The 13,202-nt window shown below is 71.9% G+C and carries 11 protein-coding genes; 9 read left to right on the top strand and 2 right to left on the bottom strand.

Features of this window, described 5'->3' with window-relative positions:
- The first annotated feature begins 49 nt into the window (after nt 1–49).
- The 9 genes from NF338_RS06155 (at nt 50) to NF338_RS06115 (ending at nt 10,751) form a co-directional block, all read left to right on the top strand.
- Nucleotides 50–505 carry a GtrA family protein gene (locus tag NF338_RS06155; protein WP_264029966.1) on the top strand — a complete coding sequence of 152 codons (456 nt, stop codon included), beginning with the start codon at nt 50–52 and terminating at the stop codon, nt 503–505.
- 2 nt (nt 506–507) lie between these two features.
- A complete protein-coding gene (locus tag NF338_RS06150) occupies nt 508–1,470 on the top strand; it encodes a glycosyltransferase family 2 protein (RefSeq protein ID WP_087469597.1) in 963 nt (320 codons plus the stop codon).
- The gene (locus tag NF338_RS06145) at nt 1,467–2,744 is read left to right on the top strand and encodes a glycosyltransferase family 4 protein (RefSeq protein WP_264029965.1); all 1,278 of its coding nucleotides are present in this window, start codon (nt 1,467–1,469) and stop codon (nt 2,742–2,744) included. The genes NF338_RS06150 and NF338_RS06145 overlap by 4 nt, the downstream gene beginning before the upstream one ends.
- Before the next feature lie 186 nt (nt 2,745–2,930).
- Complete coding sequence (locus NF338_RS06140; protein ID WP_264029964.1) at nt 2,931–3,986, top strand: glycosyltransferase; 1,056 nt, start codon at nt 2,931–2,933, stop codon at nt 3,984–3,986.
- Between the two features lie 145 nt (nt 3,987–4,131).
- Nucleotides 4,132–5,358 carry a glycosyltransferase gene (locus tag NF338_RS06135; protein WP_264029963.1) on the top strand — a complete coding sequence of 409 codons (1,227 nt, stop codon included), beginning with the start codon at nt 4,132–4,134 and terminating at the stop codon, nt 5,356–5,358.
- Nucleotides 5,359–5,429: 71 nt separating this feature from the next.
- The gene (locus NF338_RS06130; RefSeq protein WP_264029962.1) at nt 5,430–6,515 is read left to right on the top strand and encodes a glycosyltransferase family 2 protein; all 1,086 of its coding nucleotides are present in this window, start codon (nt 5,430–5,432) and stop codon (nt 6,513–6,515) included.
- A gap of 91 nt (nt 6,516–6,606) precedes the next feature.
- Nucleotides 6,607–7,794 (top strand): glycosyltransferase, encoded by a 1,188-nt coding sequence (locus NF338_RS06125; RefSeq protein ID WP_204542717.1) that lies wholly within the window; start codon nt 6,607–6,609, stop codon nt 7,792–7,794.
- On the top strand, nt 7,791–9,572 hold the full coding sequence (locus tag NF338_RS06120) for an ABC transporter ATP-binding protein (RefSeq protein WP_087469591.1): 1,782 nt from the start codon (nt 7,791–7,793) through the stop codon (nt 9,570–9,572). Before NF338_RS06125 ends, NF338_RS06120 begins: the two co-directional genes overlap by 4 nt.
- 15 nt (nt 9,573–9,587) lie before the next feature.
- Nucleotides 9,588–10,751 carry a glycosyltransferase family 1 protein gene (locus tag NF338_RS06115; RefSeq protein WP_264029961.1) on the top strand — a complete coding sequence of 388 codons (1,164 nt, stop codon included), beginning with the start codon at nt 9,588–9,590 and terminating at the stop codon, nt 10,749–10,751.
- 36 nt (nt 10,752–10,787) lie between these two features.
- On the opposite strand, the gene NF338_RS06110 is transcribed toward NF338_RS06115, so the two are convergent.
- On the bottom strand, nt 10,788–11,984 hold the full coding sequence (locus tag NF338_RS06110) for a glycosyltransferase (protein ID WP_264029959.1): 1,197 nt from the start codon (nt 11,982–11,984) through the stop codon (nt 10,788–10,790).
- A 63-nt stretch (nt 11,985–12,047) separates the two neighbouring features.
- Nucleotides 12,048–13,133 carry a non-hydrolyzing UDP-N-acetylglucosamine 2-epimerase gene (wecB, locus tag NF338_RS06105; protein ID WP_087469588.1) on the bottom strand — a complete coding sequence of 362 codons (1,086 nt, stop codon included), beginning with the start codon at nt 13,131–13,133 and terminating at the stop codon, nt 12,048–12,050.
- Nucleotides 13,134–13,202: the final 69 nt, after the last annotated feature.

The raw sequence follows: 13,202 nt of genomic DNA, 5'->3' as shown, positions 1-13,202 counted from the left end.
GTCGGGCGCGGTGCCCGACCCGAGACGAGGGGGAACCCTGGCAGGCGTCGTGCGGACAGTGCTCGAGCACTCGGCGTTCCGCTACCTGCTGGTGGGCGGCTTCGCCTTCCTCCTCGACCTCGGGCTGCTGGCTCTGACCTACCGGGTGCTGGGCGCGCCGCTGTGGCTCGCGACGGCGGTCGGGTTCTGGGGGAGCTTCGCGTTCAACTTCACGCTCCAGCGGCGCTACGCCTTCGGCGGTGCGATGCCGACCGGGCCGGCGCTGTGGCGGTACGGCGTCCTCCTGGCGGCGAACTCGCTCGCGAACATCGCGGTGGTCGGTGTCTTCGAGCACCTCGGTTGGGGTTTTGCCGTCGGCAAGGTCGCGGTCACCGTCGCGCAGACCGTCTGGAACTACTTCGCCTACCGCTACTGGGTCTTCGGTGGGCGCGCTGCGCCCACCTCGCCCGCAGACGACCGAGCAGGGCCCCCGTTGCCCGTCGAGCACGACCACAAGGAGAGCTGAGGATGTACAAGGGCGCGCGGATCGCCGCCGTCGTGCCGGCCTATCGTGAGGAGGCGATGATCGCGACGGTCGTCACCACGATGCCGGACTTCGTCGACGACATCGTCATCGTGGACGACTGCAGCCCCGACGGGACGTCCGACGCCGTGAAGGCGCTGGACGACCCGCGCGTCACGCTCGTGCGCCACGAGGTGAACAAGGGCGTCGGCGGGGCCATCATCACCGGGCACCGCACCGCGATGGAGCTGGGCTCGGACGTCAACGTCATCATGGCGGGCGACGCCCAGATGGACCCGAACTACCTGCCCGACCTCCTCGACCCGGTGACGTCCGGCGGCTACGGGTTCGCGAAGGCGAACCGGTTCTTCCGCCCCGACTCGTACACGGGGATGCCGCGGTACCGCGTGTTCGGGAACATCGTGCTCTCGTTCCTGACGAAGTTCGCGTCGGGGTACTGGCACCTCTTCGACCCGCAGAACGGCTACACGGCCATCCGGACGTCGGTGCTCGAGAAGCTCGCGCTCGACCGCGTCGCCGAGCGCTACAGCTTCGAGAACGACCTGCTGATCCACCTGAACGTCGCGGGCACGGCGGCCGTCGACGTCCCGATCCCGGCGGTGTACGGCAACGAGGTGTCGAGCATCCGCCTCGGCAAGGTGGTCCCCGAGCTGCTCAGCCTGCTCTTCCGCGGGTACTGGTACCGGATCTGGTACCGGTACGTCCTCTGGTCGTTCTCGGCGGTCGCTCTGCTGCTGTTCTCGGGCCTCCTCCTCACGCTCCTGGGCGTCGCCGCGGGCATCTGGATCATCGCCGCGACCTGGGACTCCCCGCCCGCCACGGCCGGCACGGTCCTCCTGGCGGTGACCCCCTTCGTGCTCGGCGTCCAGATGCTCGTGTCGTCGTTGCAGCTCGACATCCAGGAGAGCCCCGACACCCCGACGCTCGCCCCGTTCGACGAGGGATGAGCCCCGAGAAGGAGCTCCGCGGCGAGGGCGACGACGTTCGCCGCGCGGGGCGGACGGCCCGCGTCACGATCGCGTCGCGGATCTTCCTGCCTGAGCCGGCCGCGGCGTCCTTCCGCCTCGCTGCGCTCGCCTCGGCACTCGCGGACGAAGGGGCGGAGGTCACCGTCGTGACGGCCTCGGTGCCCGCGTCGATGGGCTCGGGCCCGGAGCACGAGCGAGTCCGGGTGCGGCGCCGCCCCGTGCTCCGGGACGCCAGCGGGTACGTCCGGGGATACGTGCCGTACCTGAGCTTCGACGCGCCCCTCTTCCTCCGCCTGCTCGCGGGCCGACGGCCCGACGTGGTCGTGGCCGAGCCACCGCCGACCACGGGGGCGGTGGTGCGCCTGGTGTGCGCCCTGCGACGGGTGCCGTACGTCTACTACGCGGCCGACATCGTCTCGGACGCGGCGGGGTCGACCGGTGCGCCCCGGCTCGTGGTGGGCATCGTGCGCGCGCTCGAGCGCTTCGCCCTGCGCGGTGCGTCGGCTGTCCTCACCGTGACGGACGCGGTCGAGGCGCGGGCGACGCAGCTCGGCGCCCCTCGGACGACCATCGTGCGGCACGGCGTCGACACAGCGACCTTCAACGCCGAGGTCGTGCCGCTCGCACCCGAGGGCCGGGGCCCGTTCGCCGTGTACGCGGGCAACGCCTCGGAGTGGCACGGTGCCGAGGTCTTCCTCGAGGCCTGGCCCGGCGTCGTGCAGGAGGTCCCCGGCGCGCGCCTCGTGTTCCTCGGACGAGGCAGCATGCACGGCCGGCTCGCCGAGATGGCGGCCGCGATGCCCGACGGCGGAGCGAGCGTGACGTTCCTGCCGCAGCAACCCGCTGCCCAGGCCGCCCGCTGGCTCCGCGGTGCCGACGTCGCGCTCTCGAGCATCCGGCCCGAGTCGGGGTACGAGTTCGCGATCCCCACCAAGGCGCTCGCGGCGATGGCCGTCGGTACGCCGGTGCTGCAGGCCGGACCCGGTCCGGTAGGACTGATCATCGAGCGGGCGACCGCGGGCCGGGTGGTCCCCCACGCATCCGACGCGGTCGCGCGCGCACTGGTGGAGATGCTCGAGGCGCCGCCGTCGGACGACGAGCGGCTCCGGGTCGCGGCGTGGGCCGAGGAGCACCTCTCGGTGCGCTCGACGTCCGTGATCGCCGCTCGGTCGGTCCTCGGTGTGGTGGGTTCCCGGCTCCGGCGACGCGCGGGGGAGGGGATCCGTCGTGCGACGCACCGATCACGGCCCTGACGCCCTGCGTGCCCGCATCCACGTCGTTCCGCCGGGCTCGCCGTGAACGGTCGTCCGCCCTCGCTGATCCGTCGGGCCGCGTGGTGGATCACCTCGTGGCTCCCGCCGGCCCTCTTCCTGCGGGTCGTCCGGGCGAGAGGGCGCCGGGGCGCCGTCGTCCCGCGCGTACAGGTCCCCAGGACTCCTGTGCGTCTCTTCGTCGGCCCGGCGAACTCGGCGGGACAGGGCTGGGAATGGGCGCGGTCCGCCGAGAAGTTCCTCGACGGGGTCGGTGCGCGCAACATGACCTACCGGCGATCCTTGCCTTTCCCCGCCGACGTCGACGCTCCGTTCCCGTTGCGCGGGTCGAGGGCATGGCAGGTCGCCCAGCTCAGGGCGGTACGGCGCTTCAGCCACGTGATCGTCGAGTCGCAGCTCCCCCTGTTCCCAGCGCTCGGCCGCGGCGTGACGGGGGAGATCCGCGAGCTGCGCGACTCCGGCGCCGCCGTGGCGACTCTCTGCCACGGCAGCGACGTCCGCCTGCCGAGCGCTCACGCGGCGCGCGACCCCTGGTCGCCGTTCCTGCTCGAGTCCTACCGTGACACCCCGCTGCTGCAGGCCCGCGCCGAGCGCAACCTGGACCTGCTTCGACGCCTCCACGAGGACGGCGTCCCGGCGTTCGTCTCCACACCCGACCTGCTGCTCGACGTCCCGTGGGCGACATGGCTCCCCGTGACGGTGGACGTCGAGCGGTGGAGGGCGCCCGGGACGCCGCTCGAGCGCGACGTCCCGGTCGTCGTGCACGCGCCGAGCCGCGCTGTGCTCAAGGGAACCGACCTCGTCGAGCCGGTGCTCCGGGAGCTCGAACGGGACGGGCTCGTCGAGTATCGCCAGGCCACAGGTCTCGACCGGGACGGGATGCTCAGGCTGTACCGCGAGTCGGACGTCGTCGTCGACCAGCTCCGCATGGGGATCTACGGTGTGGCGGCGTGCGAGGCGATGGCCGCCGGCCGGGTGGTCGTCTCGCACGTGTCCGACCAGTCGCGCTCGGTCGCGGGGCGCGCAGCAGGACAGGATCTTCCCGTGATCGAGGCGACGGGCGACACCCTCCGTGCGGTGCTGCTCGACGTCCTGGACCGACGGGAGGACGCGCGCGCGACGGCCGCTCGTGGCCCCGGGTTCGTCCAGGTTCTCCACGACGGCCGCGCGTCCGCCCGAGCGCTGGAGCCGTTCTTGTCCAGCCCTGGCTCCCCGTCTCGGTAGACTCACCCGGTTCCTGATCCGTGACCTGGAGCGCCATGCGTACCGCCCTGATGGTTGACCACGACACCCGTGGTGGCTCGCGCGCCGTCGAGCGTCCCTGCCCCGCGGCCGGCGTGCCGACGACGGGAGTCGAGGGGAGACGGCCGTGAGCGTGGTCAACAAGCTCGTCAGCAGCCTGGTGGCGAAACGCTCCCGGCTGCCACGGCGTGTCAACGCGATGATCGACCGGCTGGTGGCACCCGGCACGGGGCCGCTCGGGCGCGCGGTCCAGCGACTCGGGGGCGTGGCCGTCGGTGGCGCTGTCGCCCCGCCGCCCCGGGTGCCGGAGGGGTCCGTGCGGCTCTACGTGGCACCCACGAACTACGCGGGTCAGGGGTACCTCTGGTGCCGGGCCGTGGAGCGCGAGCTCGACGGGGTCGGCGCGGTCAACATGGTCGCAGAGGCTGACCACGGCTTCCGCTTCCCGGCCGACGACAGCGTGCCCATCGCCACCTATCTGATGAGCCGGCGGTGGCAGCAGGAGCGGGAGGGATACGTGCGGAGGTTCACGCACGTGATGTTCGAGGCGGAGCGTCCCCTCTTCGGTCGGCTCCACGGCGGCGACGCCTTCACCGAGGCGCGGATGCTGCGCGAGACGGGCCTGGGCGTGGCGATGATGTGCCACGGGACCGACGTGCGGCTGCCGAGCCGACACCGGGCGGCCAGCCCGTGGTCGCCGTTCCACGAGGACCCGCGCTTCGACGTGCTGGAGGAGACCGCCCGTCGCAACCTCGCCGGCCTCGCCGCCCTGGGTGCCCCCGTCTTCGTCTCGACACCGGACCTGCTGGAGGACGTCCCGGCGGCGACCTGGTGCCCCGTCGTGGTCGACGGCGACCGCTGGCACGCCGAGGCGGACGCGCTCGAACGGACCCGCCTTCGCGTCGTCCACGTCCCGAGCAGCTCGGCCGTGAAGGGGACGAACCTCATCAACCCGGTGCTCGAACGGCTCGCCGCGGAGGGCGTCCTGGACTACGAGCACGTGCAGGGGGTGCCGGCGTCGCAGATGCCGGCCGTCTACGCGCGTGCCGACGTGGTCCTCGACCAGTTCCGTGTCGGCAGCTACGGTGTCGCCGCGTGCGAGGCCATGGCGTCCGGGAGGGTGGTGGTCGGGCACGTCACGTCGTCGGTGCGCGACCACGTCCGTGACGCCACGGGCCGGGACCTGCCGGTGGTCGAGGCGACGCCCGACACCCTGCGGGACGTCCTCCTCGAGATCGCGGAGGACCGCGAGACCTACCGGACGAAGGCTGCTGCGGGACCCGGTTTCGTCGCGTCCGTGCACGACGGGACGCTCTCCGCGGCGGCGCTTCGCGCGTTCCTGCTGGGTCCGTGAGCCGTCCGGCGCAGCGACGCCGTGCCGCACCGCCCGGTGTCGGCACCACGAACGATCGAGCAGGAGGAGCAGTGGCAGAGCTGTCGTCCGATCCCGTCGTCGACCTCGTCGTCGCCGTCCACAGCACGGCGCGTCCCGTCGAGCGTGCGGTGGCGTCGGTGCTCGCCCACACACGCACCCCGCTGCGGGTCACGGTCGTCTGCCACAACATCGACGCGGGCCCGATCGCGGAGAAGCTGGGTGCGCTGGTCGACGACCCCCGGGTGCGCACGATCGAGCATCGAGACGGGCTGCGTTCACCGTCGGGTCCCTTCAACCGGGGGCTGGACGAGGCCACGGCGCCCTTCGTCGCGATCATGGGTTCCGACGATCTGCTCGAACCGGGAGCGGTCGACTCCTGGGTGGCGCGGCAGCGGGCCGACGACGCCGACATGGTGGTGACGCACCTGCGGCACGCCTCCGGCGCGTACGTCCCGACACCGCCGGTGCGGCCGTGGCGGACCCGCCTCCTCGAGGGCTCGCGCGACCGGCTCGCCTATCGCAGCGCACCGCTCGGCATCGTCCGGCGTGCGGCCTTCCCCACGCTGCGACTCACGGAGGGGGCACCGGTCGGCGGCGACATCGCGTTCGTGCTCTCGATCTGGTTCTCGCGCCGACGGATCAGCTACGACCGTACCGGTCCCGCGTACGTCATCGGGGCGGACGCCTCCGACCGGGTGACCTTCCGGCCCAAGCCCGTCGCCGAAGAGTTCACCTACCTGGAGAGCCTGCTGGAGGACTCGCGGTTCGTGGGGTTGGGTCCGCGGGAGAGGGCCTCGTACGCGGTGAAGTTCTTGCGCGTCCAGGTCTTCGGGGCGGTGCACAACCGCCCGGACCCTGCGTTCTGGACGGCCCAGGAACGCGCCGACCTGCGCGCGGTGACGCGGCAGATCCTCGACCTCGCTCCCGGTGCGGAACGTGTCCTCTCGATCGCCGACCGTCGTGTGCTGGACGCGGTGCTGGACCTGGGAACACCCGTGGAGGTCCTCTTCGCGCGCGGCGTCGCACGCCGTCGCTTCCGCAGCCCGGCAGCACTGCTGACACGTGACCCGTCCCGCCTCCTCGCCCGGGAGGCCCCCCTGCGGTTCATGGTCGCCTCGGTCCTCTCACGGCGGTGATCCCGAGCGTCCGTCACGTCCCGCGAGTTTCGGGGACGAGCGGTGCGCTTCGGTAGACTCGCCCGGTTCTCGAACTCTTCCCTGGAGACACATGCGCATCGCGTACATCGTCCACAACGACACCCATGGCGACGCGCGGGTCCTGAAGTACCTCGACTCGGCCGCCGCGAACGGCCACGAAGCGCGGCTCTTCGCCGTGGGCGGCGGTGTGTCCCGCTTTCCTCCAGGTGAGGAACGTCGGCCGAGCGGCGGCGTGATCGTCCGTCTCGGCCCGCGCCAGCGCACCGCAGACCGGGTCAAGCCCGGGCCGAAGTCGCGGCGCCGATGGCTCCAGCTGGGGCTGCGGCAGTGGACGTTCGCACTGCGCGCCGCGGTGGCGATCCGTCGGTGGAAGCCCGACCTCGTCCACGCCCACGACGCCGACACGCTCTTCGCCGCCATCCTGGTGCGCCTCGTGACGCGGAGGCCGTTCGTCTACGACGCGCACGAGATCTGGGAGGCGCAGACCCTGCCCCCCAGGATCGCCGCCTACTACCGGTGGATCCTCGACCGGGCCTCCTCTCGGTGGGCCGGGACCATCACCGTCTCCCAGGGGATCCAGCGCTGGATGACCGACCGCTTCTCCCTCGACACGCAGCCGACGCTGGTCCGGAACGTGCCGCTGGCCGCCTCGCTGCCGGTGCCGGGGAGCCGTGGGATCCTGCGATCCGCCGCCGACGTTCCCGAGGGCGCCCGCCTCGTCGTCCACGTCGGACTCATCGGACCGGCACGCGGTGTCGCCGAGACGGTCAAGGCGTTGGCGCTCCTTCCCGACGACGTCTATCTCGCCCTGATCGGCCCGGCACCTCAGCGCTCCCGGGACCACATCGCCTCCGTGGCACGAGAGCACGGGGTGGCCGACCGGGTGAGGTTCGTCGACCCCGTGGAGTCCGACGAGGTGCCCACGGCGATCTCCGACGCCGACGTGTCGGTCGTCTACCCGCAGCCCGTGAGCCTCAACTCGATCTACAGCCTGCCCAACAAGCTGTTCCAGTCGATCCAGGCGGGGTTGCCCGTCGTCGCCTCCGACGCCGAGGACGTGGCCGCGGTCGTCACCTCGCTCGGGATCGGGGTCGTCGCTCCGGCGCGTGACGTCGCCGCGCTCGCCCGGGCGGTCTCCGACGTGCTCGCGGCGGGAGACGGCTACCGCGAGGCCGCTCGCCGTGCCGCGCCGGAGATGACGTGGGAGCACGAGTTCGCCCGGGCGAACGAGCTCTACGGCACGGTGGTGGCACGATGAAGCGACTTCTCGACCAGTACCGGTCGATCTCGCCCTACCTGCCCCGCAGTGCGCAGCGCTTCCTCATCATCTTCTCCATCGGGTCGGCGTTCCTCTCCGTGCTCGACGTCGTGGCGCTCATGCTGCTCTCCAGCGTCCTCGCGGCGGCGGTCACCGGGGGCGACTTCACGATCCCCTTGATCGGGACGATCCCGATCAGCTCCGTGCCGGCGTTGATCGTGGTCCTCTCGGGCGTCGTCCTGCTCAAGTCCGCGATGGGCGTGGCCCTTCAGTGGAAGGCGACACGTCACTTCGCGGGCTTCGAGCTCTCGGTCGGCGACCACCTCTTCCGGTCCTACATCCACTCGCCGTGGACCGAGCGGATCAACATCAGCACGCCGAGGGTCATCCAGCTCACCGACGGCGGGGTCTCGAGCGTCGTGGGTGGGCTGCTGCTGCCCCTGACGACGGTGCCCGGCCTCCTCGTCACCGCCGTCGGGGTGGTCGTCATCATCTTCCTCCAGCAGCCGTTCACGGCGGCGATCACGCTGGCCTACCTCGGCGGTATCGGTGTCCTCCAGTACTACGTGCTGGGGAGGCGCACGCGGGTGGCCGCGCGGGTCGCCCGCGACTCGTCGCTCAAGGTCGCCGGCCTTCTCACCGGCATGATGGCGGCGCTCAAGGAGATCACGCTCCGGGAGAAGGAGGACGAGGTCGCGCAGGCCGTCGCCACGACCCGTGCACGGACCTCCCGGGCACGGTCGAACCTGTACTTCCTGAGGGCAGTCCCGAGGTTCGTCCTCGACGCGGCGGTCATCGGCGGGTTCGTGCTGACCGGGGGCGTCGGCTTCGCCGTGGGCGGCATGACCGAGGCCGTCTCCGCGCTCGCCCTGTTCGGCATCGCCGGCTTCCGGCTGGTGCCGTCGATCACCTCGTTCCAGTCGATCGTCACGAGCTCGGTCTCGGCGGACCCCTACATCCGGACGATCATCGGCGACATCGAGCGCTCTCGTGAGCGTGCCACCGCGAACCCCGAGGACGACGACGCGGGCCCCGCGCTCCCCAGCTCGCTGGCGATCGAGATGCGGGACGTCTCCTACACGTACCCGACGGGGACCGAGCCGGCTCTGCGGGACGTCGAGCTGACGATCCCGTTCGGTTCGACGGTCGGGATCGTCGGTGCTTCCGGTGCTGGCAAGTCGACGCTGGTGGACATCCTCCTCGGGTTGCTCGAACCGAGCGGTGGGACCGTCTCGTTCGGAGGCGGGGCCCACGCCCAACGACCCTCCGAGTGGCGCCGCCACGTCGGGTACGTGCCACAGGCCGTCGCGCTGTTCGACGGCTCGATCGCCCAGAACGTCGCCCTGACCTGGGGCGGCGACTTCGATCGCGACAGGGTCGAGCGGGCCCTGCGGCGTGCCCAGCTCTGGGACGCCGTGACCGCTCGATCCCGAGGGATCGACGAGCGGATCGGAGAGGGAGGGCTGGCGCTCTCCGGCGGCCAGAGGCAGCGACTGGGGATCGCGCGGGCGCTGTACTCGGACCCGCTCGTGGTCGTGCTCGACGAGGCGACGAGCGCCCTCGACACGAAGACGGAGGCGGACGTGGCGGCGGCGATCAACGAGCTCGCCGGCGAGATCACGGTGATCTCGGTCGCGCACCGGCTCTCCACGATCCGGGACGCGGACCAGATCCTCTACATGGAGTCGGGGGAGATCGTCGCGTCGGGGACGTTCGACGACGTCGTGGCCGTGAGCCCGGCGTTCCACCAACAGGCCAGCCTCGCGGGCCTCGTCTAGGCGGCGAGGCGAACCATGACCGCCACGACGGACACCCTGCTCATCCTCTCCTTCTCCCGGCTGGAGCAGGACGCCCGGCTGCGCCGCCAGATCGCGCTGTTCGCCGAGACGTACCGTGTGGTCACGGCGGGGTGGGGGCCGCCGGTACCTGGTGCGGAGCGGCACATCGAGCTCCGGGTGCCGCCGTCGGTCGGCTGGCGCCGACGGGCGCGGTTCTACGTCGAGGCCCTGCTCCTGCGCCTGCACGCCTACCGGCTCCTCTACTGGAGCCAGCCCGCCGTGCGTTCCGCGCGGCGGGCGCTCCGCCGGGAGCGGCCGGCCCGCATCCTCGCGAACGACATCGAGAGCCTGCCGATCGCGCTCCGGCTCGCCCCGGGGAGCAGCGTGCACGGGGACCTGCACGAGTTCTACCCGGGACTGCACGACGACAATCCTCGCTGGGTGCGGGTGCGTCAGCCCTACCTGGAGTGGTTGATCCGGCGGTATGCACCCCGCGCGGGCTCACTCACGACCGTCGGGGCGAGCGTGGCCGAGGCCTACCGACCCTTCGCGCTCGAGCTCGGCGTCGTGACGAACTCGCCCTCGTACGTCGCCATGGAGCCGACCCCGGTCGCAGACCCCGTCCGGATCGTCCACCCCGGGGCGTCGCTGCGGGGCAGGCGGCTCGAGAACATGGTGAACGCGGTGGCGGCATCGACCGCGGACGTGCGACTCACCCTCTTCCTCACGGGGAACGACCCCGGCTATGTCGCGGAGCTCCGCGCGCTGGCCGAGGAGACCGACGGACGAGTGCGTGTCGAGGACGCGGTCCCGCACGACGAGCTCCTCGCGCTCGTCAACACGTACGACGTCGGCATCCACGTCCTGCCCCCGACCGTCACCAACAACGCGCTCGCGCTCCCGAACAAGTTCTTCGACTACGTCCAGGCGCGCGTCGGGGTCGTCGTCGGACCGACGCCCGCGATGGCCCGCCTCGTGCGGGAGCACGGACTCGGGGCGGTGACGGACGGGTTCGACGCGGACGCCATCCGCGCGGTCATCGACGAGCTGACGCCCGAGCGTGTCGACGGCTGGAAGCGTGCCGCGGACGCGGCCGCCCGCGAGCTCTCCGCGGAGGCGCAGCTGCCGGTCTGGCAGCGAGCAGTGGAGGGGCTCCGGCCGGCCCGACGGGCAGACTGACCGGTCGCGGGCGGCTGTGCGTCGACGCCAGCACGCTCAGCCGGCTCGGGTGCCGTTCTCGACGGCGGCTAGGAAGGCCTCGCGCTCGACCTCCGCGTTGAGCACGTCGGCGGCGCGGTCCGACGCGGCCTTGACGCGGACGACGTCGTCGGGCGTGAGGCCCTCCAGCGCCGTCGCGAGATCGGCGGCGTCGAAGCCGGGGACCACCACGCCGATCCCGTGCTCGCGGACGAGCTCGGCCATGGCCGGGCTCTCGCCGACGACGACCCCCAGCCGTCCCTGGACCGCCTCGAAGAACTTGTTCGGGAGGGCGAACTCGAGGTTCCGTTCGAGCGGTCGGTAGAAGATCACCTCCAGGTCGTACTCGTTGATCCGCTGCGCCAGCTCGCGCATGGGCGCCGGAGGCACGATCCGGATGCGGTCACGGGACGGGTGCGCGTCGACCTGCTCCCGGAGCCGTGCGTGGACCGCCGGGTTCGGCATGAGCATGAACGTCATGGTGAACCGTTCGGGCAGCACCGTCATGGCCTCGAGGATCGCGTCGAACCCCCGCTTCCACGACGCGAGCCCGTGGAAGAGCAGCCGTATCTCGCCCGGGTCGACCGGGCTCGGCTCCTGGTCGACGAACGGCGGGATGTTGCGCACCGGGACCAGGGGCTCGACGCCGAACTCGTCGACGTAGAGCCGACCGATCGGGGCGTTCACGACCGAGCGGGACGTGAAGGCGCGATGCCCGATGAAGCTCCGCACCCACCGGTAGTGCGGGCCGGTGATCCGTGCGCCGAGGGTCTGACGTCGCTGGACGGGGTTGTGGTACTCGTGCAGGTCCAGGTGCAGCCGTGCCTGCAGGGCCTCCGGCGTGAAGACGGTCGGGTCGTCGAGGAGCGGGCCGAACTCCGTCTCGTTGAACACGACGAGGTCGTACTGCCCGGAGCGCAGCCTCTCCCGTGCGGCGCGCGGGATCCGGTCGACGATCTGTCGCCGGAACCGCACCCTGGCCGGGAGCAGGAGCTGCGACGCGAGCACCCCGGATCGCGTCGTCACCCAGCGGGACGGCTCCTCGAGCAGGAAGTGCTGCCTGACGGTCGTGGTCGGTCGGCCGCCGAGCCCGAGCGTGTCGACCGCCCATCCCGCACCGGTGAGCCAGTCCACCTGCCGTCGGACCCGCGGGTCCGACTCGATGACCGAGTACGAGAGCACGAGGGCTGATCGCGGTCCGTTCGGGCTGGTCACTCAGGCCTCACCTCTCGTCGACGGGCGCCCGCCGACGCCGACCGCGATCCTATCCGAGCTCCGTCAGGCCCGGTCCGGCACCGTCGAGGCGAGCTCCACGAGCGTCTCCACGACCCGCCGGGCGGCGTCCCCGTCACCGTAGGGAGCCTCCTCGGTCGCGGCGGGCACGGGCCGTGCGACGGCGTCGCGGATCGCCACCACGTCGTTGGCGAGCACGTTCCAGCCGAGCTCGACCGTCTCGACCCACTCGGTCTCCGTCCGGATCGTGGTGCACGGGACCCGCAGCAGGAACGCCTCCTTCTGCAGGCCGCCCGAGTCGGTGACGACGCCGCGGCTGCGCAGGGACGCCGCGACCAGGTCGGGGTAGGCGAGGGGCGCGTGGGAGCGCAGCGCGCCCGTGTCGAGCGAGAGACCGTGCTCCGCCGCCTTCGCGACCACCCGGGGATGGGCGAGCAGCACGACCGGACGGTCCAGCCCGGCGAGGGCCTCGACGATCATCGCCATCCGCGCCCGGTCGTCGGTGTTCTCCGCACGGTGGATCGTGGCGAGGTAGAACTCGCCCGTGACCAGGTCGAGCTCGTCGAGGATCGGGACGTCGCGGTCGGCGACGGCGTCCCGCACCTGGAAGAGCACGTCGGTCATCACGTCGCCGACGAGGACGGAGCGACCGGCGAGCCCCTCGGAGGCGAGGTGGTCCATCGCGACCTGCGTCGGTGCGAGGCAGAGGTCGGCTGCGTGGTCCGTGAGCACGCGGTTGTGCTCCTCCGGCATGCGCCGGTTGAACGACCGGAGGCCGGCCTCCAGGTGCGCGAGCGGGACGTGCAGCTTCACCGCTGAGACGGCGGCCGCGAGCGTGGAGTTCGTGTCGCCGTAGGCGAGCACCCAGTCGGGGCGGTGCTCGTCGAGCACCCCGTCGAGGGCGCCGAGGATGGCCCCTGTCTGCACGCCGTGGCTGCCCGACCCGACCCCCAGGTGCACGTCCGGGGCAGGGATGCCCAGGTCTCGGAAGAACACGTCCGACAGCATCGGGTCGTAGTGCTGCCCGGTGTGGACGATGACGTGCTCGACGCCCGCGGCAGCCGCCGCGTGGGCGATCGGTGCGAGCTTGACGAACTGGGGGCGCGCGCCGACGACGCTGAGGATCTTCACGGTCGTCGATGCTATCGGGAGCGGGTACGGCGAGCGCCCCGCCCGGAATGGGGCTTTTCCTGGGAAGGG

The sequence above is a fragment of the Cellulosimicrobium sp. SH8 genome (assembly GCF_025818875.1).
Taxonomy (GTDB): domain Bacteria; phylum Actinomycetota; class Actinomycetes; order Actinomycetales; family Cellulomonadaceae; genus Cellulosimicrobium; species Cellulosimicrobium cellulans_D.
This window is presented reverse-complemented; position numbering and strand designations above follow the sequence as displayed.